The sequence below is a fragment of the Ensifer sp. ENS10 genome, from assembly GCF_014852025.1.
In the GTDB taxonomy this organism is placed as follows: Bacteria; Pseudomonadota; Alphaproteobacteria; order Rhizobiales; family Rhizobiaceae; genus Ensifer.
This window is the reverse complement of the sequence record NZ_JACVAS010000005.1, coordinates 185,711-210,417: the sequence shown is the minus strand read 5'-3', so window position 1 is coordinate 210,417 and position 24,707 is coordinate 185,711. Positions and strand designations below refer to the sequence as shown.

24 protein-coding genes, 1 tRNA gene and 1 pseudogene are annotated in these 24,707 nt (G+C 59.6%); 17 read left to right on the top strand and 9 right to left on the bottom strand.

Going from position 1 to position 24,707, the window contains the following annotated elements:
* Window positions 1-7: 7 nt before the first annotated feature.
* The 3 genes from groL to IB265_RS36810 all read right to left on the bottom strand — a co-directional run bounded on the left by groL (window position 8) and on the right by IB265_RS36810 (window position 2,687).
* Window positions 8-1,642: a chaperonin GroEL gene (gene groL, locus IB265_RS19360; RefSeq protein ID WP_057248416.1), complete on the bottom strand. Its 1,635-nt coding sequence runs from the start codon at window positions 1,640-1,642 to the stop codon at window positions 8-10.
* Between the two features lie 48 nt (window positions 1,643-1,690).
* A complete protein-coding gene (locus IB265_RS19355; RefSeq protein ID WP_057248415.1) occupies window positions 1,691-2,002 on the bottom strand; it encodes a co-chaperone GroES in 312 nt (103 codons plus the stop codon).
* Between the two features lie 463 nt (window positions 2,003-2,465).
* The gene (locus IB265_RS36810) at window positions 2,466-2,687 is read right to left on the bottom strand and encodes a hypothetical protein (RefSeq protein ID WP_246805995.1); all 222 of its coding nucleotides are present in this window, start codon (window positions 2,685-2,687) and stop codon (window positions 2,466-2,468) included.
* Between the two features lie 602 nt (window positions 2,688-3,289).
* Between IB265_RS36810 and IB265_RS19345 the strand changes: the two genes are divergently transcribed.
* Entirely contained in the window at window positions 3,290-3,727 is a 438-nt protein-coding gene (locus IB265_RS19345) for a nuclear transport factor 2 family protein (RefSeq protein WP_234793078.1), read from the top strand.
* 505 nt (window positions 3,728-4,232) lie between these two features.
* Here the strand turns inward: IB265_RS19345 and IB265_RS19340 are convergent.
* Window positions 4,233-6,041: a hypothetical protein gene (locus tag IB265_RS19340; RefSeq protein WP_057248414.1), complete on the bottom strand. Its 1,809-nt coding sequence runs from the start codon at window positions 6,039-6,041 to the stop codon at window positions 4,233-4,235.
* Window positions 6,042-6,421: 380 nt separating this feature from the next.
* Between IB265_RS19340 and IB265_RS19335 the strand changes: the two are divergent.
* The 7 genes and pseudogenes from IB265_RS19335 to IB265_RS19310 form a co-directional block, all read left to right on the top strand.
* Window positions 6,422-6,592: pseudogene (locus IB265_RS19335) on the top strand (OmpA family protein); the annotation flags it as partial.
* A gap of 54 nt (window positions 6,593-6,646) precedes the next feature.
* Window positions 6,647-7,315 carry a hypothetical protein gene (locus tag IB265_RS19330; RefSeq protein WP_375293075.1) on the top strand — a complete coding sequence of 223 codons (669 nt, stop codon included), beginning with the start codon at window positions 6,647-6,649 and terminating at the stop codon, window positions 7,313-7,315.
* A gap of 446 nt (window positions 7,316-7,761) precedes the next feature.
* On the top strand, window positions 7,762-8,202 hold the full coding sequence (locus tag IB265_RS19325) for an ion channel (protein ID WP_246806013.1): 441 nt from the start codon (window positions 7,762-7,764) through the stop codon (window positions 8,200-8,202).
* A gap of 520 nt (window positions 8,203-8,722) precedes the next feature.
* A complete protein-coding gene (locus tag IB265_RS19320; protein WP_162733700.1) occupies window positions 8,723-9,268 on the top strand; it encodes a class I SAM-dependent methyltransferase in 546 nt (181 codons plus the stop codon).
* A gap of 53 nt (window positions 9,269-9,321) precedes the next feature.
* Window positions 9,322-9,450, top strand: coding sequence for a hypothetical protein (locus IB265_RS37365; RefSeq protein WP_255571387.1), 129 nt, complete (start codon window positions 9,322-9,324; stop codon window positions 9,448-9,450).
* 227 nt (window positions 9,451-9,677) lie between these two features.
* Window positions 9,678-9,869: a DUF6494 family protein gene (locus IB265_RS19315; RefSeq protein WP_057248410.1), complete on the top strand. Its 192-nt coding sequence runs from the start codon at window positions 9,678-9,680 to the stop codon at window positions 9,867-9,869.
* Window positions 9,870-10,063: 194 nt separating this feature from the next.
* Window positions 10,064-10,432: a thermonuclease family protein gene (locus tag IB265_RS19310; protein WP_375293074.1), complete on the top strand. Its 369-nt coding sequence runs from the start codon at window positions 10,064-10,066 to the stop codon at window positions 10,430-10,432.
* Window positions 10,433-10,539: 107 nt separating this feature from the next.
* Here the strand turns inward: IB265_RS19310 and IB265_RS19305 are convergent.
* A tRNA-Ile gene (locus IB265_RS19305) sits at window positions 10,540-10,615 on the bottom strand.
* A gap of 210 nt (window positions 10,616-10,825) precedes the next feature.
* Between IB265_RS19305 and IB265_RS19300 the strand changes: the two genes are divergently transcribed.
* Window positions 10,826-12,487, top strand: coding sequence for a caspase domain-containing protein (locus IB265_RS19300; RefSeq protein WP_309140407.1), 1,662 nt, complete (start codon window positions 10,826-10,828; stop codon window positions 12,485-12,487).
* Between the two features lie 311 nt (window positions 12,488-12,798).
* Here IB265_RS19300 and IB265_RS19295 read toward each other — a convergent pair whose 3' ends face one another.
* From IB265_RS19295 to IB265_RS19280, 4 genes are all read right to left on the bottom strand, one after another.
* A complete protein-coding gene (locus IB265_RS19295) occupies window positions 12,799-14,133 on the bottom strand; it encodes a TadE/TadG family type IV pilus assembly protein (RefSeq protein WP_057248407.1) in 1,335 nt (444 codons plus the stop codon).
* 497 nt (window positions 14,134-14,630) lie between these two features.
* Window positions 14,631-14,987, bottom strand: a complete 357-nt coding sequence (locus IB265_RS19290; RefSeq protein WP_057248406.1) for a type II toxin-antitoxin system HicB family antitoxin — start codon at window positions 14,985-14,987, stop codon at window positions 14,631-14,633.
* Window positions 14,984-15,238: a type II toxin-antitoxin system HicA family toxin gene (locus IB265_RS19285; RefSeq protein ID WP_057248405.1), complete on the bottom strand. Its 255-nt coding sequence runs from the start codon at window positions 15,236-15,238 to the stop codon at window positions 14,984-14,986. The genes IB265_RS19290 and IB265_RS19285 overlap by 4 nt, the downstream gene beginning before the upstream one ends.
* A gap of 262 nt (window positions 15,239-15,500) precedes the next feature.
* Entirely contained in the window at window positions 15,501-15,968 is a 468-nt protein-coding gene (locus IB265_RS19280) for an Lrp/AsnC family transcriptional regulator (RefSeq protein WP_057248404.1), read from the bottom strand.
* Between the two features lie 231 nt (window positions 15,969-16,199).
* Here IB265_RS19280 and IB265_RS19275 point away from each other — a divergent pair, with 231 nt between their 5' ends.
* From IB265_RS19275 to IB265_RS19240, 8 genes are all read left to right on the top strand, one after another.
* Window positions 16,200-17,261, top strand: a complete 1,062-nt coding sequence (locus IB265_RS19275; RefSeq protein WP_112996368.1) for a homoserine dehydrogenase — start codon at window positions 16,200-16,202, stop codon at window positions 17,259-17,261.
* A complete protein-coding gene (locus IB265_RS19270) occupies window positions 17,261-18,670 on the top strand; it encodes an aldehyde dehydrogenase family protein (RefSeq protein WP_192495042.1) in 1,410 nt (469 codons plus the stop codon). Before IB265_RS19275 ends, IB265_RS19270 begins: the two co-directional genes overlap by 1 nt.
* Window positions 18,671-18,798: 128 nt before the next feature.
* Complete coding sequence (locus IB265_RS19265; RefSeq protein WP_112996366.1) at window positions 18,799-19,578, top strand: ABC transporter ATP-binding protein; 780 nt, start codon at window positions 18,799-18,801, stop codon at window positions 19,576-19,578.
* A gap of 41 nt (window positions 19,579-19,619) precedes the next feature.
* Window positions 19,620-20,390 carry a transporter substrate-binding domain-containing protein gene (locus IB265_RS19260; protein WP_192495041.1) on the top strand — a complete coding sequence of 257 codons (771 nt, stop codon included), beginning with the start codon at window positions 19,620-19,622 and terminating at the stop codon, window positions 20,388-20,390.
* 112 nt (window positions 20,391-20,502) lie between these two features.
* Window positions 20,503-21,225: an ABC transporter permease gene (locus IB265_RS19255; protein WP_192495135.1), complete on the top strand. Its 723-nt coding sequence runs from the start codon at window positions 20,503-20,505 to the stop codon at window positions 21,223-21,225.
* An 11-nt stretch (window positions 21,226-21,236) separates the two neighbouring features.
* Window positions 21,237-21,926 carry an ABC transporter permease gene (locus tag IB265_RS19250; protein ID WP_057248398.1) on the top strand — a complete coding sequence of 230 codons (690 nt, stop codon included), beginning with the start codon at window positions 21,237-21,239 and terminating at the stop codon, window positions 21,924-21,926.
* Between the two features lie 101 nt (window positions 21,927-22,027).
* Window positions 22,028-23,293, top strand: a complete 1,266-nt coding sequence (locus tag IB265_RS19245) for a PLP-dependent aspartate aminotransferase family protein (protein ID WP_112996363.1) — start codon at window positions 22,028-22,030, stop codon at window positions 23,291-23,293.
* 13 nt (window positions 23,294-23,306) lie between these two features.
* On the top strand, window positions 23,307-24,698 hold the full coding sequence (locus tag IB265_RS19240) for an aspartate ammonia-lyase (protein ID WP_192495040.1): 1,392 nt from the start codon (window positions 23,307-23,309) through the stop codon (window positions 24,696-24,698).
* The last annotated feature ends 9 nt before the right edge of the window (window positions 24,699-24,707 follow it).

Here is a 24,707-nt window from a genome sequence, read left to right as displayed (position 1 = left end):
ACTGTTCTCAGTATCCCATCCCACCCATGCCGCCGTTACCGGCCGGCCGGGCGGATTCTCTTGAGGGAATGTCGGCGATCATCGCTTCGGCAGTGATCAGAAGTGCCGCGATTGAGCCGGCGTCCTGCAAAGCGGTCCGCACGACCTTCGCCGGGTCGACGATGCCCGCTTTGATCATATCGACATAGGTCTCCGTCTGCGCGTCAAAGCCCTGATCGTGATCCCTGCTGTCGGTGAGTTTTCCCACGACGATCGAGCCTTCGACACCGGCGTTCTCGGCGATCTGCCGGATCGGGGTTTCAAGCGCCCTGAGCACGATCGAGATGCCCGCTGTGACGTCCGCATTCGCTCCCGTCAGTCCGACCAGGACCGACCTGGCGCGCAACAGGGCAACACCACCGCCAGGAACAATGCCTTCCTCAGCCGCGGCGCGCGTGGCGTTTAGGGCATCGTCGATGCGGTCCTTCTTTTCCTTGACCTCGATTTCGGTCGCGCCGCCGACGCGGATTACCGCGACGCCGCCGGCGATCTTCGCCAGGCGTTCCTGCAGTTTTTCTTTGTCATAGTCGGAGGTCGTCTCCTCGATCTGTGCCTTGATCTGCTGGATGCGCGCCTGGATGGTCGCTTTATCGCCGGAGCCGTCGATGATCGTGGTGGTGTCCTTCTCGATCAGCACGCGCTTGGCGCGGCCGAGCATGTCGAGCGTAACGTTCTCGAGTTTGATGCCGAGATCCTCGGAGATCATCTGGCCGGCCGTGAGGACGGCAATGTCTTCCAGTATGGCCCTGCGGCGGTCGCCGAAGCCCGGCGCCTTGACGGCAGCGACCTTCAGGCCACCGCGCAGCTTGTTTACGACCAGCGTCGCCAGAACCTCGCCCTCGACATCCTCGGAGAGGATCAGCAACGGTTTGCCGCTCTGCACGATCGCCTCGAGTATCGGCAGCACCGCTTGCAAATTGCCAAGCTTCTTTTCGTGGATGAGGATGTAGGGGTCCTCCAACTCCACGCGCATCTTCTCGGCATTGGTGACGAAATAGGGCGAGAGATAACCGCGGTCGAACTGCATGCCCTCGACAACGTCGAGTTCGGTCTCGGCAGTCTTGGCTTCCTCGACGGTGATGGCGCCTTCATTGCCGACCTTGTCCATCGCCTTGGCGATCATCTCGCCGACTGTCGCGTCGCCATTGGCGGCGATGGTGCCGACTTGCGCAATCTCGCCCGAGGACTTGACCTTCCTGGCCCGCGCTTGGATTTCCTTGACGACAGCAGCGACACCAAGGTCGATGCCACGCTTGAGATCCATGGGGTTCATGCCGGCGGCGACGAGCTTGACACCTTCGCGCAGGATGGAGGCAGCGAGCACAGTCGCCGTCGTGGTGCCGTCACCGGCGAGGTCGTTGGTCTTAGAGGCCACCTCGCGCACCATCTGCGCGCCCATGTTCTCGAACTTGTCGGCCAGCTCGATTTCCTTGGCAACGGCGACGCCGTCCTTGGTGATGCGCGGCGCGCCATAGGCCTTCTCGATGACAACATTGCGGCCCTTGGGACCCAGCGTCACCTTGACGGCGTTGTTGAGCAACTCGACACCGCGCAGCATGCGATCGCGCGCATCCGTGGAGAATTTGATTTCCTTGGCAGACATTATGTTCGTCCAGTTCGGTCGTGAGGTTGTGGGGTCGGAAATCGACCGTCAGGCAGCTTTGTTGGCCGCGACGGTCTTTTCGACGATGCCCATGATGTCGGCCTCGTTCATGATCAAATCCTCGCCGTCGATCTTGACATCGGTGCCGGACCATTTGCCGAACAGGATCGTATCACCGGCCTTAACGTGGAGCGGAATCAGCTTGCCGCCTTCATTACGCGTGCCTAGATCAACGGCGATCACCTCGCCTTTCTGCGGCTTTTCCTGGGCAATGTCGGTAATGATGATCCCGACCTTGGATTTGAGATCGCCTTCCGAGCGCCGGATGACGACGCGGTCATGGAGTGGACGGAATTTCATGGAGATTCTTTCTGCGGTCGGCGCATAGGGCGACTGCAATCCTTACATAGCACGATTGGCACTCGATTGATAGGAGTGTCAAGAAATATTATTTTACACAAGGAATAATATTGTAAAATATAAGACGATAATCCTGGCCAAGACGGCGCGGGGTAATTCTGGGAGTTATGCGGATATTACTTTACACACAACACATTTTTATTTGTCTAACTAAAACTTTTTTAATATCTCTTCGTAAAAAACCTTGACTACGCCTTTGAGTGGACCCCAATCGACTCGTGGAGGTGGGAAAGCCGAGGCACGAAAAGGCTCCACCCACGGCCGAGAAAAACTGGTCTTGCCGGTGCCACTCGGGCCATAGAAAAGGATGATACGCTTCTGGAGATCGAAGGGCTCCGGTGTGCGAAAACCACGGAACGGCCGAAGCGCCGGATGCCGCAAGCGTCTCCATGGCCAAGCCCCGTTAGCCGCGGCGAAGCTGAGCACTGGGCGCCTCGTCCGGGGCCGGACAAACGAGCCTGGCCAGATAAGCGGAACGCTGACTGCGATGGCGTGAGGTCTGGGCCAAAGCGTCGAAATTCGCGAGCGCTAGATTGGCAAGACGCCGTACATTCGACGGGATTTCCCTTTCCGGCTGGTGAAGCCTGGCGATAAAGCGCTCAAAGTACTGCTTGGCTGACGCCATGTCGTTCCCCCTCGAACTCCCAGTCAGAGTCCCGACGCTTTTGCAAAACCGAACGCACCAATTCTCCCCACATTCTAGGATTGTATTAGTTAACTTCTGGAATTCGCGTACCCCTTCGCCGTATCTCCGCCAGTTGCAGGGCCCTGGGTCGCAAGGGGCATTCGTGGCTCAAAATGTCGGCCTGGAAGCTGAGCAGAGCTGGCTGGCCTGCATCGTGAGTCAAAATGCACCGGTAGTTGCACCTGGTCTTCCTAAACGATGATGTTTTGGGTGCGTTGAGCCGTTCGGACTTCCGCGCTCATTCGCAGTCAAGGAATACGCGGGTCTGCTGTACGATTCCCTTCAAGGCGAGGGATTCGCTGTCGGCTTGCCGCCATGTCGCTCGGGCAAGCGACGATCGTCTCGAGCGGGAGGAGAGCGGCCATTTACCGGGCCGTCTCAAAACGCTGTCGCGAACCTTGTCTGGCGCCCATGCTATGCTGACTAAGCCAACTTGCACTGCGCCGCAGTTAGGGAAATTGCCTCCCTGTTGCGGACACACGGAATGTTGACCTGCGGGAGTCGCCAGTCCGCATCAGAGATAAAACGACAGGGAGGATGACGTGTCCCTTGACGCCAATGACTTCGATCAAGCAGTTGAAAAATACCACCTGGCTCTCGATGCTTTCATGAAAGGAAACCCCGCGCCTGCGGCGAAGCTCTTTTCCCAACGAGACGATGTAACATTGGGCAATCCCTTTGGCCCTTTCGTGCATGGATGGAAGCAGGTCGTTGAGACGATGGAGCATGCGGCATCACATTACAGGGACGGCGACGCTATCGGCTTCGAGAACATAGCGAAGTGTGTGACGTCTGAGCTGGCATACCTCGTCGAAGTAGAGCGGCTCAGGTCCAAGGTTGGCGGTCGGAGTGATGTCACGCCTCTGGCGTTACGAGTGACGAGCGTCTTTCGCCCAGAGGACGGTCTCTGGAAGATTGTTCATCGTCATGCCGATCCGATAACGACGGCTCAGCCGGCCGATTCAGTACTCCGCCGATAGACGCGGTTGCGGTTTGGGGATGCGGTTCGATCCGTACCCCCTTGCTGCGGCAGCGCGGCTATTCTCCGTTCTCTGCCAAGGTCGCCCGCGTCATCGGGCTCGCAGCATCGGGCGGCCGCTCTGGGTCGAGAGAAGCCGTTCTTCTCGAGCCCTGTGCACGGCTTTGTTGCGAGGATGTTCACGTTCTGGGCTAAAATGATCGCATAGTGTATTGACTGGAATGGGGTTTCGGTTGCAGCCGGCGGCGGTGAGCAAAAGCTCGCGAGCTTCTCGGTTCACCGATCACGTCCCAGCGCGGGTCGTCGCGATCAGCATGTCGACACAGCGAAACCAGCTCCCTGGAGCTGACACCAAACCACCAATGCTGCCCACGGTTCGCTCTCGATTGAAACCCAACACATCCGAAGCTTACTTCGGCGAAAAAACCTATCTCTCAAAGGCGTATAGCGCCCGTAATTATGGTATGTTCCTGTGTCGTGACGGCCGTCTTTGTGTGGATCAGCCCCTAGGGCCGAGAGACCGGGGCCCCCTTCGGAAGCAGCATCGATGCCTGAACTTCGTCCACCGCTGGCAGCCCGGCCTTCCTGATGTCGGCGACCATTCTCGCCCGATCAGCGGGCTGGAAGTTGCGCGATTTCAGTTCAGCCACGATGTTCGGAATGAAATCGGGGCGCATCTCGTCCAATTGCTTGGCCTCCCGGCGGGCGTCGTCCATCATGTTCGCGTTCACGTAAATGACTGCTGCAACCGCGTGATAGAGCGGAAACGTCTGCAGATCCGCCTGGCGGATTTCGATCACTGCAGTTCGGTTGTCACGCAACATATAGGCGGCGAGCGCACGTGTCCCGTGATAGTAGCCACCGCCGCTGGGGTTGAGCTCGATTGCGCGATCCAGTAAAGCTGCCCCACGCTCCCATTGCCCACTTTGGGCAACGCGAGTCCCGAACTCGCCCAGAAGCTCGGTATCGTTAGGGTTGGTCTCCAACGCTTGTTCGCCGACTTTGAACGCCTCCGGAACCTGCTGGTTGAAAAACAGCGCAGTCATTAAAGCCTGCAGGGCACGGGTGTTGCCCGCATCCAGTTGAACTGCGCGCCGAGCGGCGCCTAGGCTGCGCTCGACCGGCGTCGGCGTGCCGGACCTTGTGTTGAACCGAAAACGTTCCTCGTCGAGATAGATGATCGAGAGCATGGCCCAGCCCGTAGCGAAGGTTGGGTAGCGTTCGATGGCGTTCTCGAGGCAACTCCGCACGTTCGCATGCTGCTTCACCGTCAACTCGGCGCGATAGGCGTAGAAACCAAGCGTGCAGGTGTATAGGCCAACATCGTCAGGGGGAGGGTTGACGGCATCCGCTTGGGCCATGATTCCATATGGCTGAGCGACCGTGGTCGCAACCTTGTTGGCAACGTCGGATTGAATACTGAACAGATCGCGGCTGTGAATGTCGTCGTCGTAGGTCTCGGACCAGAGAATCTTGTCTGTCTCGGTATCAACCAGACGTGCTGTCACGCGCACCCGCTGGCCTGCAACACGCACGCCCCCGGCGAGTAGGAACCGCGCACCAAGCTCGCCGCGCACCTGAGAGGCGGCCACTCCCGGCAACAGCGATTTGGACGTCTCACGCCCGAACACGTGGATTTCCTTGAAGCGAGGGAGGACTGTCAGCAATTCCTCGGTCAGGCCAGCCGAGTAAAGCTCCGCTTGTGGCCCATCGCCAAGATCGGTGAACGGGGCGACGAGCAGCGTCGGACCTCCCTCGGAGAGGAGGGCGTTCGACCGGCCGGGCAACAGGAGAGAGGACAAGGCGAAAGCGGCAATGCTAATGCCGAGCATTGCGCCAGCCCCGATCCCTACTGCCGTCATACGGCGCAACTGGACGCGAAAGCCGCGCACTGCAAGTGTCTTGGCTTCCTCCGCAGAACTAGCTTCGAATGCGCCGTTCCACTCGAAAGACGGCGCGTATCCACCTTTGGGGATGTCGATCCTTATCGGATCACACTGGCCCGCGACCAAGTAATAGCGCTCCAGCATGCGACGGAGGCGTCCCGCCTCGATCCGGACAACGGGATCGTCCTGCGTGAACCCTTCGCTCCGCTTGAACACCTCGACCGCAATGGAGTAGCCCTTGAGCCGCCCCGCACGACCCGCGAGAGCTTCTTCCGTGACATAGGTCAGGAACGCGGCACTACGACCAACATGCGGGAATTCGGGGCTGGTAATGATGCGGTCGAGTTGAGCGCGGATGTCATCCGGGCTCGGAGCAGGGCGAGATGGGGGCGACGCAGCCTCGTCCCAGGCTGACAATTCGTTCTGCATGGCTTGCACCTCAGCCACTTTACTACAGATTATATTCACTTTCGAATGCAACCTACTGCTGAAACTGGTCTTCGTCCAGAGAGGCCCGTGAACATACTGGCTGCGTCCAGTTCTCCTGATCCGAAGCAACGTGCTCCTGTCGAAATGGCCGGCACACGATCTACCGAAACTACGTCCTGCCGGATTGTAGGTTACTGTTAGATACCTTGCACTTTCGACTTCGCAGTTCACAGGTTGATGGGAAACCTTCCATCTCCAAGTCAAACCTTAATCGAGGGCGAGACATGCGCAGGTCCAACCGGGTCATATTGTTGCTTTCCTCAACCATCCTCGCAGTTGCTGTGGTTGAGGCATCTGCCCAGGAACGCCACGCCTACTTCAGCCAGAAACGCGCCGACGCTATCAATGAGGCGCTCTCGACCACTTTTGCGGTTTCCCCCGACCGCCTTTTTTCAGTGGGTGCCGGAGAGGAATGGCCGATCGATCCGGATCATCCGGGGTCGGCCGACAACCGGCGCGTCCAGTTGATCAACCTGGGACTTTTGAAGTAGCGGGCTCGTGGCCCAACCGGAGGACGAACATTGCCTAGGATCTCACATATCTGCATGGCCGCTTTCGCGGCGGCCTTCGTTTCCACGTCGCCGGCCCTCGGGCAGGACGCCATCTCGGCTCCCGCCCAGAAGACGATCGGGGCGACGAAATCTAAAATGGTGCCGTCGCTGGCTGTCCTCAATTCCGCAGGCGCAAAGCTTGAGAACGGCAAGCTGACGATGAGCGGTATTTCCGCGGTTTCAATCGTCTTCGCCGACCGCCCGGTGCGCTCTGCAGGTCATGTCCTGACCTCCGAATTCATCAATCAATGGGGCGAGGGAGGGGACAGCTTCGCCAAGGACCCGCCCAATGCGACGATATCGGTCTTGAGTGCCAAGGGAGATTCCGTTGCCGATGCGGTGGTCGTCCTGAAGACGCCGAAACTCGAAGGCGCAAACCTGACCTTTGAGGTCGCGGTCCTCGAAGGCGATCTCGCCGGAGCAGATGGCCCCGCGTCGCTATTCATCGACTGGTTTGCGGCACGCGGTCCTTATGGCGGCGTTGCGGTTGGAGGCGCTGGTTTTCGTGCTCCTGTCTGGCGTGGCGCCTACTATGCGCACCCGGCCTATGGGGGAGCCGTCGCAGCGGGGGCCGTGCTGGGAGCGGCTGCTGTGGCGTCCGAATATCACCCGTACTATCGCCCGCCGACATGCGGGTACTACCCCTATCCGCCCTGCTACTGAACTCTCAGGGGGAGGGACGCAAAACTAGGCAAACATCGGCGGGCGCTGGCCGCAGATCCTGACAGCCGATGGAGACCCAGCCATGCCGTTGACGTTGCTGTTCAGAGTAACAGCATTCGGGAAGCAGTTTAGCCCTCGCTCCACACCCGGCGCTCACTGCGATGGTGACGTACAATGTGCTGGCCCAGCCTTCTGGCGATCCTCTTCGTCAAAGGCGGCCTGGTCGGCGAACTGCTGCTGCGCGCGGTCGTATTACACGCGGTGTTGGGACTGTTGCTCGTCCAGACGTAGTTGTCTTCGAACGATCGAGTTCTGTGATGGTCGCCACTACCCTGATCAGCGACACCCCTGCAGACTGCCGCGCCTACGGATGGCAAACATCAAGGATGCAACGAGTGGAAGTCATCTCTACGCCAAAGCCCGTTCTGGAAATATTCGTCGGCACCTTGTTTTTGATCGTCGTCATCTTCGTGCACGGCGCCGGGATCCGGTCTATCAGTCGGCAGTTCAACGAATCTTGGGTGCACGTAACCAGCGCCACGCCGCATTGGCGGCTCAACATCATGCTGGCGGCGACAATCGCCGCTCTAGCGCTCCTGCATTTTGCAGAGACACTGATATGGGCGGTTCCCCTCTATGTGAAGGAGATCATCCCTTCGATGCGGGACAGCTACTACTACGTCCTGGAGAGCTACACCACGCTCGGCGAGGGCAGCGTCACTCTTCCAGACAGATGGCGGCTGCTCGGCCCGATTATAGCAATGTCCGGCCTGTTCACCTTTGGTTGGACGGGGAGCGTGCTGGTCAGCATCATGACCGACTTCGGGAGGTTCGACCGACTGCAGGCAAGGCAGGAGCGTACAGACGAGGACAAGGCGGAGTCATGAGGCCGACGCCCTCGAAATTCCGCCTGCGGTCACATGTTGGAAATGGCATTCATCTCGTGGAATGTCCACGGTTCAAACTGAAAGGGGAACAGCGCGACGACCACGCCGCGAAAAATATGGACGGCGTCGATGAGCATTGCGACGCTCCAGTAGATGCCTCCTCATTCCCTGTCATCACGCGGGACATGGTGAAATATGCCAAGCCCGATCCAGACCTGTTTCTCGCGGCGGCGAGATGGTTGGGCGGAATTGATCAGAGCAAGGGCCGGAGAGGCTGCGGAATTGAAATAGGTGCCTGCGATGCCAAGGGTCGTATCAGTCTTTCCCAATGTTCGCGAAGTAGAATTTCGATCCCTGCTCCCTGCCATAATGCGGGTTGATGTCGCTCCGCCTAGATCTAGCGGCCCGGTCGCTGGCGCGGAAGAACTGGCCGTCGGAGTACCGGGTTTGATCTGTCGTAGCCGATGCCAACCGACCTGCCACCTGACGAATAATAGCAACCGCGCCAAGGACGAAAATTATGCCGACGGACACCAGATTGAACGAACCGCGTGCTGAACGGAGACGTAAAGACTCCCGGCTCGAAAAATTGCTCTTCCGCCTCGAGGCCCAGCGCATCTGCCTCGAATGGGCCTTCCGAGAAATAGCCGGCCGGCCGGGCATTGTGTTCGAGATGGGCCTGGGTCACGGTCGCACCTACGACCACCTGCGCATCCACCTCCCGGAGCGCGAGATCTATGTGCTGGATCGCGAGATCGACTGTTTCGCCGACTGCACGCCGCCACAGAATTATTTGCTGCTCGGCGACATCGAGGACACGCTTGCTTCCGGAGCCACCCGCTTTGGCGGACAGGTCATCCTGGCACATGCGGATATGGGTTCGTATGTCGAAGCGAACAATATTGCGACAAGCGCCAAGCTGAGCCGATGCCTCCCGGCGGTCCTTTCGCCACATGCCATCATCCTGTCCGATTTGCCGCTCGAACTTGCGGGGACCCGTTCGCTACCGCGTCCACCGGGCGCGCCCAAAGACACGTATTTTCTCTACGTCAATGGGCCGCCGTGATCCGCCGGCCGCAACGGATTAAGCCACAACTCTCCCACGCGATGTTCTCGATCATGGACGTCTTCCCGACATTCGCGAAGCTCGCGGGCGGCAACGTGCCGGACGACCGGCCGTCGGACGGGATCGATCAGCGCAACCTGCTGCTCGGCGACAATGACGCGGACGTCGCGAACATTTGCTGACATTGGTCGGCTCTGATCTGATCGCCGTCCGCAGGAAGCAATTCCGGGCCTATTTCGTCAAAGTGGCACCCAGCCGCAACGGTCCTCCCGGCGCAACTCTGCTGGGCGGAGCGGGAAGCGGCGCCGCGCCGATGAACGGCCATCCCCAACGCTTACGCCTCACCGTCCTGCTTCCTTGACCACCCGCCTTCCCTTACAATCCCTTCTGGACACATTGGAGTTCTGCCATGAGCGAAGACGCCTTCAACATGTCAATCCGCAAGTTCCTGAAGGAAGTCGGCATCACCTCGCAGCGCAAGATCGAGGAGACGGTGCGCGAAGGGCAGGCCGGCGGCCAAAAGCTGAAGGTCCGCATGACGCTGACGGCGGAAGGTACCGACCTCAGCCACGAGGTGACTGGCGAGATCGAACTTCCATAAGAAACATCAAGCCTTCAGAAACCACCATCCGCGCGCGAATGCGGCCTTAGGCCAGCCGACACTAACTCGCTCTTGATGCGACTTGAACCGCCGTTCAGCGCAGCGGTTAAGCAAGGAGCTCCCTCCCAAAAGACATGCCGCCGGTCATGCCTCTCGCTGGCATCGTGATAGGTGTCGCCTACGGATGGGCAACCGTGCCGCCAGAAGACATCATTTCCGCATCCTTCCCCATATGCGGATCGGGCGCTCGGACAACGTGCGTCGTGGATGGTGATACATTCTGGCTTGACGGCATCAAGTACCGCATCGCAGACATCGACACGCCCGAGATCGGCGAGCCGCGTTGCGCGGGGGAGAAGGAGCTCGGCGAGCAAGCGAAGAACCGCCTGCAATCTCTTTTGAATGCCGGTGCCTTCTGCCTGAAAGCGGGTCTGCGCGACGAGGACAAGTACGGCCGAAAACTGCGCGAAGTCTACCGCGGCGGGCAGTCGCTTGGCGCCCAGCTGGTCGACGAAGGGCTGGCGCACCGTTGGGTAGGCTTTAAGCAGTCGTGGTGCGGATGAAGTGTAATCGAAGCGCGGCAACAAAGGGCAGGCACACGCGGCCACATGGCCAAGCCGTCGACCGCTCCTGCTGGTTTGCCTCGTGCCATTTAACGACCAGTATGGTGTGGTGGGCCCGGCAGGACTCGAACCTGCAACCAGTCGGTTATAAGCAGACGGCTCTAACCATTGAGCTGCAGGCCCCACCAGTCCGACAAGAATTGGCTCACTTAAGCGCCAGCAATACTGTCGTTCCCAATGCTTCAGATGCTCTTCGACCCCGATTGACTACATGCACGGGCAGGATCATTCTTGATCTTTTCGTCACGGTCCTTGGGGCTGCTTCGATGAAGTGACAGCGACAGTTCCGTTGTGTGCCTGTCAAACGCTCGGTTCGGCCTGGAAGCATAGTTGGTGGGGCTGGCTTTCATGCATTACATTCGTGCCGCTGTCGTGCTCTTGCTCCTTTTTCTAAGCTCTCACGCGTGGGCCGAAAAGCGTGTCGCGCTGGTCATTGGGAACTCGGCCTATCAACACGCGCCACAACTCGCAAACCCGCAGAATGATGCCAGCGACATGGCGTCGAAATTGACAGGACTGGGCTTCGTGGTGGTGACCGGCCGGGACCTCGAGCTGACGGGCATGCGGCGGGCGATCCGAGATTTCGTGGGCAAGGTCGAAGGCGCAGACGTAGCGCTTTTTTTCTATGCCGGTCACGGGCTTCAGGTAAACGGCGGCAACTACATCATCCCGATCGACGCGCAGCTTAAATCAAACAATGATCTGGATTTTGAGGCGCTGCCGATCGAGCTCGTGCTTTCCGCGATGGAGCGCAATGCCAGGGTCAATCTGGTGTTCCTCGACGCTTGCCGCGACAATCCGCTCGCCGCCACGTTGGCCCGGTCTCTCGGAACGCGATCTATGGTGGTCGGGAGAGGTTTGGCGAAACTCGACACTGGGGTGGGATCCCTCATTGCGTTCGCTACACAGCCTGGAAATGTTGCCCTTGACGGCGTTGGGCGGAACTCCCCGTTCACGACGGCTTTACTGGAACACCTCGGCACTCCCGGGCAGAGCATCACGGATGACCTGATTGCGGTGCGTCGCGCCGTGTTGCAGGTCACCGAGGGCAAGCAGATTCCCTGGGACAGCTCCTCGCTGACAGGCCCGGTTGTTCTCAATCCGTCGAAAGTTCCCGAGGTGGCAACAAGCCCGGCGGTCACATCGGACACGGACAGAAGCGTGGAGCTCGCGTATTGGAATTCCATCAAGGATGCGACCCAAAAGAACTTTTTCGAAGCGTACCTTCAGCAATACCCAAGCGGCGCCTTCGTCACGCTTGCGAAGTTGAAGATCGCGGCGATCGAAGCGCGCGAAACGGAAGGGCAGACAGCCGGATTGGGACAGACTGACCGCAACCGTGCCGCCCTACCTCAAGTCACGGGCATACCACCTGAACTTGCGACAATCGAGCAAACCACATCAGGCTCACCGGAAGCAGGTGCTGCGACCGGCCAAATGGATGCCGGCGAACTCAGGCTGGCCACCCAACGGGAACTGGTGCGTGTTGGATGCCTGGAGCAGGTCGACGGCAAATGGGGTAACGGCAGTCGGAAGGCGCTGCAAGCCTATGCAGAACGGAGCGGGCTCAAGCTTGCATCGCTCACACCGACCGAGGAGCTTTTGAACGGTCTGAAAGCGGCGGGTGGTCGTGTCTGCCCGCTTGTCTGTGGCAGCGGAATGGAGGTCCGCGACAACCGTTGCGTGGCAGCGGGCTTAAGTGTGTTCGATGGCATGTGGAAGATAACAAGGCATGCAACGACGGACTGCGGCGATTGGCGCGAACTCTCGACGTCCGTTCTCGTAAGAAACGGTGCAGTTTCGTCCGCCTCTGGTTTCTCGGGAAAAATCGCCAGCAACGGATCTGTCAGTATTAGCCACACATTCGTTCATAAGGGCAGGAAAGGCGGCAACATTCTCACCGGGATGATAAAGGGGGACAAAGGGAAGGGCAGGTTTAAGGGAACCGGGGCGGGCAGCGGCTGCTCAGGAACTATCACCATGAGCAGGATGTGAGCTGAACCTTTTGACTGACCCTGGGGCTTCCATGACGGGCATCCGTCGACCCGGTAAGACAATGGCCGACCGTTGTTGTCGTCAACGTTGCCGCCGGCACCGCACTACAAGATATCCGGGCGACGGGGGCAGCCACGTCTTTCCAACCCGCCCCCGAGCGTGCGTGCTGTTACGCAGGAGCGCATTCCAGTAAGAAGGTGCGGCCCGGAAACAGCACAATCTTTCGAACTTCCGGCATCACGAAAGTCGGGACCAGGCGCGACATAAATTTCGGAGAGTGTCTCCCGTATCGCCCATCTATCAGGTTCTTGTTATCTGAGCAGACGGATTGCCCCCGGATTGTTGATGGTGTTGTCGGCAAGCGTCGCCTTGCAATCCAGCTTGAAGCTGCTGTTGCCGATCATGGTGATCTCCTGCGCGACGATGCGCACGCATTCGCCGCTCGCAGAGCCGCTGCCGGCATACTGGATCTCTTTCGATGCCGGCATGTAGATGATGCCCGCAAGCGATGAGGCGCTGTTGCCGTTGATCGTCGCCGTCGCCGTATTGTTCCTGGCGGCCACGATCGAGAAACCCGCCCAGTCGCCCGTAAGCGAAGGTGTCACCTTGAAGGTCGAACCGCCGTGAATGTCGAGTTGGGCGCCATTCATCAAGAAGAAGGTGACGCCCTCAGCGGTGATCACCGACTGGCTGGCGAACTTGAGCGGGTTGCCATCGATGATGTAGGAACCCGGCCGCAAAAGAACCTTGCCCTTGATTTCCAGGCCACCATAGGTACCGGGCTTCAGTTCGACGGTATAGCCGGCGGGCGGGTTGTTCGGCGTCTTGCTCGTACCGTTGCAGTCGCCATTGCCGCTACCGCCGCCGACGAAGTTCTGGCCGCATCCCGCGAGGCTCACCCAGCTCCCTGTCGTCGGCATTTTCTTCGACAGGAACGGGTCTCGGATCGGGGCTACCTCTTCCACCGCCTTGGGACAGGCAAGCGTGAGATGGGCAAGCGTCGCCGAGACCTTGCCGGCCGTATAAAGACACTCGGTCTTGAGCGTGGCCGAACCGCTGAGATAAATCGACTGCGGATCGGTCGAATTCGAGGTGATGGTACAGCCGGACGTATCGACCGTGGCGCTGCCGCTAACCTCGAAAGCTCGGGTTGCGGTCGAACTCAGTGCCAGCATGCAGGCTTCGCGCCCCGGCATGCGGGCGGCGACGCTGACGCGATCAATCGTATAGGGTCGAAGACCGAAGAAAAGCGGCGGGTATTTGTGCTGATAGGTCGCTGTCGCCGTCGTCTCTACACCGAGGGAGCCGAACGCAAGGTTGACTGCGTTGGAGGCCACAGGCGCCGAACTCTCCGAACCGAGCTCGTCGACGATTTCAGGCGTGCCGAAATTGGCGAAGAAGGTCTTGTTCGCCAGGTCCTTCGCCGTGGCTTCATCACCGTCGTCGCCATGGACCTTCAGCGCGGAAATGGCGGCCGCATCGAGTCCGTCCTGCATCTTGGCGGCCTCGAGATTGATCCGGGCGAGATTGATGGCGATGGAAGCGCCGGTAAGCAGCGGTATAAGCGCCAGAGCTGTCATGACGGCGAAATTGCCGTTTTCGTCCTTCAGGAAGCGAACAAACCCGGTCTTCAGATTGCTCAGCATCTTCCCCGATCCCTTCATTTCTACATTAGGGATAGATAATATTGTCCGAGCTAAGAAGTCGTTAAAGGCGAACAGATGTAGTGCAGGTTCAATCACTCCGCGAAAAGCATTGGTCGCTTGTCCACGCAAATGGGCCGCGAATTCCATGGACGCTGGTTGCTTTTCAACGTCAGTCAATGAGGAACCCTAAAATTATGGGGACAAAGATAGTCAGAGACCAGAACGAAGGCGCAACCATGCCGAGTTACGGTGACGGCCGCCACAACATAAAGTCGAGCAAATCTGGAAGGAATACTGACGAAGCCACGTGACCTTGAACGGCCGCTTGCCGCGCCAACGCTGTCAAGAAACAAGCTGCGCAACGTCATCGGGTTCATGTGCCGAGTTTGTTTCCGGTTGTGCGTCCAGGATCGCATAATGTATCGACTGGAATGCCAGCCCTGCGAGGAAGCGAATGGCCGGAAATGAGTCTGTGGCCATCTGCGTCCAATGGGGCGCTACGCCGAAAGACGAGCCTCAGCGAAGTGCGCCGCGGCTTCTTCCAATGCCTCCTCGGCCCACTGATTGAGACTCTTTCCCGAAAGTTCTGCAGCCAGGGCAGCTCGGCGGTGCACTTCAGGAGCAACACGAAACATCATCTTGCCTGAATAGGGCCTCTGAGGCTCTTTGCCGATGCTCTTGCAGGCCTCGAGGTAATCATCGACAGCCTCATGGAACGCCTTCTTCAGTTCACCAACGCTGTCCCCGTGAAACCCGACTACGTCAGAAATGCCTGCAATCTTACCGAAGAACAGTTCGTCCTCCGCGTCGAATTCTATGCGAGCGTGATAACCATTGTAAGTCATAGTGTTCATGGTTCTACTCCAATTTGCGTCAGGAACTCGCGAGCATCGCGAACCTGATAACGCTTTGCCTCCTTGTCGGGATGAGGACGATGGAAGCTCGCGATTATGCCGTCCTTTTCGAACTTAACGCGAGAGCCGTTTCCTTCGATGACGTTCGCGCCGGCAGCCACAAGCAGGTTTTCTATAGCGGCCCACTCAATGGTTCCCGAGACCGGATCTCTGAATACCGCCGCGAGGGTCTTTTTCTGCTTGCTGTTCATGCTAGCAAATATAGTGGTGCTTGCTATTTCTGCAAGCGTTATTTCCGATGCTGATGCGACCTGACCCCGCGGCGCATTGGTCCGCGTGTTGGGGCCTTCGTGTCCGCAGTTCGATGGGTTCGACCTCTACCTGCGCACCCGTTACGCTGCTAAGGTCCGTGCGTTCGTCGCTTTCCTGGTAGAAAAGAGGCGACAGGCAAATACCCAGCGTGCTGAAAGCGGCCCAATGTGAGAACGCTTCAGGCCATGCTCGCGCCCCGAGTTAATCCGCAATCGGGACGTACATGCCGGTCTTGATATCCTTCAAGACGACATTGGTGTGAATGCGCTTGATCTGAGGGTTTTCGGACATCAGGTTGGCCGTAATCTCGTCGTACTGGCCTACGTCGCGCGCAGTGATTATGGCGATAAGGTCGACTGCGCCGGTCACATAATAGACCTGCTGAATGTGCTCTTGCTTCGCCAACCACACTCGAAATTTTGATAGGGCGTCGTAGTTTTCGCGTTCGATTTCCATTCCGGCAATGAACGTCATTGGGTTCCCGACCACCTTGCGATCGACGATCGCAATCTCTGCGGTAATGATGCCGGTGTCGCGCATCCGCTTCAGGCGACGCTGCACGGCGGAGGCCGAAAGGCCGACGATGTCGCCGATTGCTTCGGCTTTCATCTGACAATCGACTTGAATGATGCTCAAGATCTTGCGGTCAAAGTCGTCGATCAAATCCATGGTGTCATCTCTGCTCAAGTGCCTGGCGGACATTATGCACGGGGGCGTGCGACGAAGGTGCCGATTTCTGCCGGCTTTGAGGCCTTCTCCTTTGTCGCTCGGTTTGCGTGGATTCTGCGCATTTGTCACTGCTGCGTTGCATTGCGGCCTATTGTTTGGCCGTTTCGCAATCTTCCTTCTGCCGGTCCCGGTCGTCATGCTCTCCCCCATCGCCCATGATGAGGAACCGACATGGTACAGTACAACATAGCTCTTATTGGATTCGGCGGGGTCAATCGCGCCCTTGCCCAGCTTGTGGCCGAGCGAAACGACCTCTGGCAGTCGGAGCTCGGTTTTCGACTGAACATCGTTGCGGTTACAGACCTCAACCTCGGTTCGGTCATTTCGCAAAACGGCATCGATCCGCGCATGCTCGTCGAAACAAAATTCGAAAAGGGGGGCTTTGCCCGCCTTTCCGGCGGATCGGCCGAGGCTGACAATGAGAAGGTCATCCGGCAGGCCCCCGCCGGAATCGTCGCTGAAGCCACCTTCACCAATCCTCAAAATGGCGAACCGGCCGTTTCCCACTGCCGCTGGGCGCTCGAGAGCGGCAAACATGTCGTGACCACTAATAAAGGCCCGGTCGCGCTCGCCGCTCGCGAGCTTGTGGCCCTTGCCCGCCGCAACAACGTTCACTTTGAATACGAAGGGGCGGTGATGAGCGGCACGCCCGTCATCCGCCTAGCCAAGAATACGCTTTCCGGCGCCGGACTGAGCGCTTTTCAAGGCGTTCTGAACGGTACGTCGAACTTCGTCCTCGGTCGCATGGAGGCCGGGCTCGGCTTCGCGCAGGCAGTGCAAGAGGCGCAGGCGCTCGGATACGCCGAGGCAGACCCGACCGCAGATGTCGAAGGATACGACGTCCGACTAAAGGTGGTCATCTTGGCAAATGAACTGCTGGGCGCCGCGCTCAAGCCTTCCGACGTCTCGTGCCGGGGGATTTCATCGCTCACCGCGGCCGACATCCAGGCTGCAGCCAAGGACGGATGCCGCTGGAAACTGATCGGCTCGGCGGCTCGCCGAAAGGATGGGGAAATCGAGGCGTCCGTGGCACCGCGCCGACTGGACCTCGACCATCCGCTCTGCGCGGTGAACGGCGCCACCAACGCCGTTTCCTTCACTACGGACCTCCTCGGCGCCGTGACGGTTACCGGACCGGGCGCTGGCCGCGTCGAAACCGCCTATGCCCTCCTCTCCGACATCATTGCCATCCACCGCGGGTCACGCGGCAGCCTGGCGAAGGAGGCCGCTTGATGGTCAGCCCGAAGCTTCAGATCGCATCGAGTGCGGAGGAGATCACCGTTCTCAATCCTTTTGACGGCGCGATTGTCGGAACCGTTGTGGCCAGCAGCCCGGACGATGTCGGTTCGCTCCTGGCCCGCGCGAGACGCGGGGCCGCGCAAGCGCGGGCGCTGCCCCGGCACCACCGCGCCGCCATTCTGGAAAAGGCGGCACGGCTCATTGAGGGGCGGCGTGAGGATTTCGCACGCACTATCGTTTGCGAAGCCGGCAAAACCATCGTCCAGGCGCGCAAGGAGACGTTGCGCTGCGTGAACACGTTGAAGCTCTCTGCAGAAGAGGCGAGGCGAAACGCCGGCGAGATCGTTCCTTTCGACGCCTATGCCGGTTCTGAGGCGCGCCAGGGATGGTTCACGCGCGAACCGCTCGGTGTCATCGCAGCCATCACGCCCTACAATGATCCGCTGAACTTGGTCGCCCACAAGCTTGGTCCGGCTATCGCCGGTGGCAATGCCGTCGTGTTGAAGCCCTCGGAGCTGACACCGTTTTCGGCGCTCAAGCTGGTCGATGCGCTGGCTGAAGCAGGCTTGCCGGCCGGGATCGTCACTGTTGCCATTGGCGGTGCGGATCTCGGGCGCGCCATCGTGTCGGCAAGGGATGTGCGGATGGTTTCCTTTACCGGCGGTTTTGCGACCGGCGAGGCGATCACTCGCTCCGCCGGACTGAAGAAGCTCGCAATGGATCTCGGTGGCAACGCTCCGGTCATCGTCATGGCAGACAGCACGCTCGACAAGGCGGTGGAGGGCTGCATCTCGGGCGCTTTCTGGGCGGCCGGCCAGAACTGTATCGGCACGCAACGCATCCTCGTACAGACCGCCTGTTATGATCGTTTCCGCGAGGCCTTCGTAGTGGGTGTGGCCGGGCTTCGCTGCGGGGACCCGGACCGTGAGGAGACGGATGTCGGCCCAATGATTTCGGCGGCTGCGGCCGAACGGACGGAAGCGGCGGTCCAGCATGCGCTCGATGCTGGCGCGACGCTCCTGTGCGGCCACCGGCGCGAGGGTGCGCTTTACCATCCGACGGTGCTTGAAGCCGTGGCGCACGACAACCCCCTTTGGCGGGAAGAGGCATTCGCACCGGTGGTAATACTCGAGCGCTTTGATACGCTGGCGGAGGCAATCAGCATGGCGAATGAACCAGACTATAGCCTGCACGCCGGCATCTTTACCAGCTGCCTGGCAGATGCACTAGAGGCCGCCGCCGGCATCGAGGCCGGCGGCGTCATGATCAACGATTCCTCGGACTATCGCTTCGACGCCATGCCGTTTGGCGGCTTCAAGCATGGCAGCATGGGGCGCGAAGGCGTGCGCTTCGCATACGAAGACATGACTCAGCCGAAGGTGATCTGCATCAATCGGAATTGATGCGGAGAAAACGCTAGCCATCGCCAAAATATGCGGAAATGCGCTTCATACACAGCTAACTGCGCGGCAAAGCCGCGCACGCGATCGCTAAACTGCACCGCAACAAGCCACGAAAAGTGGGGGAACGCATGAAAACGGACATCTCCTGCGCGCTGCGCGTCGACGACGTATACAAGAGCTATGGCACGCACGAGGTGCTCAAGGGCATCTCGCTTGCTGCAAGGAAGGGCGATGTTATCTCCCTGATCGGCTCGTCTGGATCCGGCAAGAGCACCTTCCTGCGCTGCATAAACTTTCTTGAGATCCCCGATCGGGGCCGCTTCGTTATCAACGGCGAAGAGGTTCTCATGAAGACGGGATCGGACGGTCGCGCCCATCCCGCCAACCGGCGTCAGGTGGAGCGTCTACGCACCGGCCTCGGCATGGTTTTCCAGAGCTTCAATCTCTGGGCGCACATGACAGTGCTGGAAAATGTCATCGAAGCGCCCGTTCATGTCCTCGGCATGGGGCGCAAGGAGGCAGTCGAGAAGGCTGAAGCACTCCTGCAGAAGGTCGGCCTCTACGAGAAGCGCAATGTCTATCCGGCTTTCATGTCGGGTGGCCAGCAGCAACGCGCCTCGATTGCAAGGGCGCTGTGTGTCGATCCGTCGGTGATGCTGTTTGACGAGCCGACATCCGCACTCGATCCGGAACTCGTCGGCGAAGTGCTGAAGGTCATTCGCGACCTCGCCGAAGAAGGCCGGACGATGCTGCTCGTAACCCACGAGATGAAGTTTGCCCGAGACGTCTCCAGCCACGTGATGTTTCTGCACCAGGGCCGCGTCGAGGAAGAGGGCCGACCGGAACAGATTTTCGGCGCTCCGGCCAGCGCCCGATGCCGCGAGTTCACAAGCTCGTCCCGCCACTGAACGTGCGCGACCGCCAATCATAAGAGAGAAAGGGAACCTACATGAAGACCGCATCCTTCCTTGTCGCCGGCACGATCCTTATCGCCTCTGCCGGCAGCGCAGCCGCCGACGTGCGATTTGGCATCATGAACGAAGCTTACCCGCCGTTCTTTACAAAGGACGCGACCGGCAAATGGGTGGGCTGGGAAATCGAAATGATGGATGCCGTCTGCGCCGAAATGAAGGAAACGTGCTCGGTCGTGGACATGTCGTGGGACGGACTGATCCCCGGTCTTCAGTCGCGAAAGTTCGACGTCATCTGGTCGTCCATGTCGATTACCGATGAACGCAGCAAGACGATCGCCTTCACCAACAAGTATTATAATACACCGAGCAAATTGATCGGCGCGCAGGACGGCAGGGGCGGCACCAGCGTCGACGACATCGCCGGCAAGACCGTCGGCATCCAGGTGTCCACGATCCAGACGGAATACTACAAGAAGCACTATGCGAGCGTGGCGTCCGAGAAGACCTATGCCACGCTCGACGAGGCGTTCCAGGATCTCGCTGTCGGTCGTGTGGACTACGTCTTCGGCGATTCCATTCCGCTGATGACCTTCCTGCAGTCGGACTTCGGCAAGGATTGCTGCGAGGACAAGGGCAACGTGAAGGACGATCCGCAGGTCCTTGGGCAGGGTATTGGTGGTGGCTTGCGAAAGGACGATGCCGAGCTGCTCGCGAAGCTGAACGCTGCAATCGCCGCCGTTCGAGCCAACGGCACATATGCCGCAATCTCCAAGAAGTATTTCGACTTCGATCCCTACGGCGAATGATTGAAGCGGAGGGGCGTTGACGTGGCGCCCCTTCAGCGCACTCCGGACAATACTCCCTCAAAAAGAACAGTGTGCGAGCCGCAGCGACTCGGACGCCGAGGAACCATTTCCTATGCCGACAAGTCCATCCATTCTGGAACTGCTTTCTCCCTATCCGCCAGGATGGGGCGGGGTGCTGCTTCAAGGCGCGGCCTCGACTATCCTGATTTCGCTTGGCGCGTACCTGCTCGGCATTATAATCGGGTTTGTGGGTGCGGCGGGAAAACTCAAGGGCAGCCGCCCGGTGTCCGCCGTGCTTGATTTCTATACGACGGCCGTTCGTGCCATTCCGGAACTGATCCTCATCATTGGCCTCTACTACGCCGGAACCGACGGCATCAACAGACTGCTATCCTCATTCGCTTTGCCGCCGATCGAGATCAACGGCTTCTTCGCCGCCGTTGTCGTGCTCGGGATCGTTCAGGGTGCGTATATGACCGAGGTATTGCGCGGCGCGATCCTCGCTGTTCCGACCGGCCAGATCGAAGCTGCCAATGCCTTCGGCATGCGACCTTGGCTGCGGTTCCGCAGGATAGTTCTGCCGGCGTTGATGCCGAACGCTCTACCGGGACTGGCCAATCTATGGATGTCGGTCACCAAAGATAGCGCCCTGATCGCCGTGGTCGGTTATCAGGAGCTGGCGCTTGCCACGCGCCTGGCCGCAGGCAACACCAAACATTACTTCCTGTTCTTCTTCGCCGCAGCCTTGATCTACCTGGCAATCACGCTCGTCTCCAACGTCATGTTCAGCAGTCTGGAAAGCTATTTCCGGCGCGGTCAGCCAAAAGCAGCCTGAAGGGACGGACTATGGATTTCTCATGGGTTTCCAACTACTGGCCGCTGATCGTAGCCGGCGCCACACAGACCGTGTTGCTGCTCGTGATCTCCGTCGGCTTCGGCTTCGTCTTGGCGATCGGCCTTGCGCTCGCGCAGGTGAGCGGTCCGCACTGGCTGCGCTGGGTAGCCAAAAGCTACTGCACGTGTTTACGAGGCACGCCACTGCTCATTCAATTGTGGCTGCTCTACTACGGTATCGGGTCGCTGCTCCCGATGATCCCGGGGCTGCGCTCGAGCTTCCTTTGGCCGATCGTGCGCGAGGGGTTCTTCTTCGCGGCGGTGAGCTTCACGCTGAACTATGCAGCTTACGAGGCTGAGGTGCTGCGTGGTGCGCTGCTCGCAGTCCCGAAGGGCGAGCTGGAAGCCGGACAGGCCTTTGGCATGGGCCGATGGACATTGTTGCGACGCATATGGCTGCCGAGGGCGATCCGTATCGCGCTCCCAACAATCACTGGTGAGGTGGTTCTGCAACTCAAGGCGACGCCGCTCGCCTTCACCGTCACGGTGATGGATCTCTACGCCGTCGCCTACAAGATCAGGCAGGACACGCTCCTGGTCTACGAGCCGCTTGTCGTCGTCACGCTCTTCTACGTCTGCCTCACCATCCTCATCACGCGCGCCTTTCGGGTCGTCGAGATGCAGGTGCCGATACGGCGTTGAAGCTCGGAGCGCACTCCAAATCCGATGTTCAAAGGATCGATGGCGCCGCCCGTAAGGCCATTTCCTGGAAACCTCCGGGACCCAAATCGCAGGAGGACGCGATGACTATCTCGAAACTTTCAGACCTGCCAACGCACGGGCCCAGCATGAGGGCGCCTGGCGCAAGGGCAGATCTCAGCCGCGACACGCTGGCGCTGAGCGCCGGGCTTGTCATCGATCCGTCGACCAAGGCGATCGCCCCAAATATCTCCATGTCTGTCAACAACCTGCTTGAACCGGGCAACGGAGCCTTTTCCGCAGATGGCGTCGATGATCTGACGGCTCTGCCATTTCTTTACGCGCGCTGGACCAACCCGACGGTTCGCCAGCTTGAAAAGCGGCTCGCCGCCTTGGAAGGGGCCGACGACGCGGTTGCGACGGCAACGGGCGTGGCAGCCATCGGCGCCACGTTTCTCAGTTTCCTGAAAAAGGGTGACCACTTGATCCTCAGCGACGTCTGCTATGCAGGCGCCAACGAACTTGCACGGCGCATCCTGCCGGATTACGGCATCGAGGTCACGCCGGTGAACATGGCACGTCCTCAAGATGTGGCGGCCGCCTTCCGCCCCAACACGAAGCTCGTCCATTGCGAAAGTCCGTGCAATCCGATCCTGCGCCTGACCGATCTCGGGGCTATTGCCGCACTCGCCAGAAAGCATGGCGCACTGATGTCGGTCGATTCAACGCTTGCGACCCCCGTCGCCACGCAGCCGCTACTGCTGGGGGTTGACCTGGTCATCCATTCTCTCACGAAATTCATCAACGGCCATGGCGATGCCCTGGGCGGGGTTGTCTGCGGCCGTAAGGAACTGGTGGAGAAAATTCGCTCGCGCGCCGGCGTTTACCTTGGCGCATCGATGCCTGCGATGAACGCCTGGCTCATTTTGCGCGGCATCGACACACTGTTTCCCCGCATTCGGACGATCTCCGAGTCCGCTTCAAAGATCGCGGCCTTCCTCCAAGACCATCCTTCGGTCGTGGCCGTGACTTATCCGGGGCTTGCCTCCCATCCGCAACATGAGCTGGCGAAGCGCCAGATGGACGTGTTCGGCGGCATCGTGACCTTTCAAGTGAAGGATCCGGGGAGGATGGCCCAGCAACTCGCCGGGCGCCTCAAGATTGCCCACTATGCCTTTTCACTCGGCCACCAGCGCTCGATCGTCGTGCTGCTCGAAACGGATGAAATGATGAAGTCCACCTACCAGCTTACCGGTGAACAGCTCGAGGACTATTGCCGCTTTGCTGGCGACGGCGTGTTCCGCCTGTCGGTCGGTCTCGAAGCGACAGACGACCTAATCGATGACCTTGATCAGGCCATTTCCGAGTGAGGCAGGGCTGACCATGACAAAAATGCGCATCGAAACCGATCATCTTGGCCGACGGGAACTGCCGGCTGATGCCATGATCGGCATCCATACGCGCCGAGCAACGGAGAACTTCGACGTTTCCGGCATCCGGCTCCAGGATTTCCCCGAGTTCATCCGCTCGCTGGCGATGGTCAAGAAGGCCGCTGCGGCGACCAATCGGGAGCTGGGCCTTATCGATCCTGCGATTGCGCAGGCCATCGATCGGGCGTGCGACAGGCTGATCACCGGGGAAATCCTTGCGCCGCATTTTCCTATCGACATGATGCAGGGTGGGGCGGGGACCTCGACCAACATGAATGTCAACGAGGTCATCGCCAATCTGGCGCTTGAGGCGCTGGGGCGGCCGGTCGGCAGCTACGAGGTGGTCAATCCGAACGATCACGTGAACCTGAGCCAATCGACCAACGACGTCTACCCGACCGCCATCCGGCTGACCGTGTTGCGGGAAGGCGAAGTGCTGGTCGCGGCGTTGCAGGCCTTGGTCACTGCCTTGCGGTCGAAGGGCGACACCTTCGCAGGCATCGTCAAGGTGGGCAGGACGCAGCTTCAGGATGCTGTCCCGATGCTCCTCGGCCAGGAGTTCGAAGCTTTTGCCGAGACGCTGGAGGAGGACGTCGCGCATTTTCTGGGCACGGCTGAATTGATGCGCGAGGTCAATCTCGGTGGCACGGCGATTGGCACCGGCGTCAACGCGCCGCCTGGGTTCTCGGCGGCGATCTGCGCGCACCTTTCCATGATGTCCGGGATTGCGGTGAGGCCAGCGCGAAATCTGGTCGAGGCGACATCCGACACGGGCGCGTTCGTGACGCTTTCGGGGGCGCTGAAGCGCACAGCGGTGAAGCTCTCCAAGATCTGCAATGACCTTCGCCTGCTGTCGAGCGGTCCGCGCGCCGGTTTCGGTGAGATTCGGCTCCCGGCCCTCCAGGCCGGCTCCTCAATCATGCCGGGCAAGGTCAATCCGGTGATCCCCGAAATGGTAAACCAGATTGGTTTTCAGGTGATCGGCAACGACCTGACGGTCACACTTGCTGCCAGCGCCGGCCAGCTTCAGCTTAACGCAATGGAACCGGTCATCGTGCTCAACATCCTGCAGTCGCTGCGGCTTTTGGTGAGAGGCCTTGACGCGCTTCGTACCCGGTGCATCGACGGGATAGAGGCGGATGCCAAACGTTGTCAGGCGCTTTACGACGGGTCCCTCGTCCTTGCTGCCGCTCTCAATCCCTTCGTCGGATACGCAAAGGCCACTGCCTTTGCCGGCCGGGCGCTCGCAGAAGGCATCCCGCTGCGCGAGGCGGTCGAACGCGACAGCGGGCTGAGTGCTGCCCAGATCGACGCGATTTTCGGCGCTGGTGTCGTCAAAAGCTGAAGGGACGGA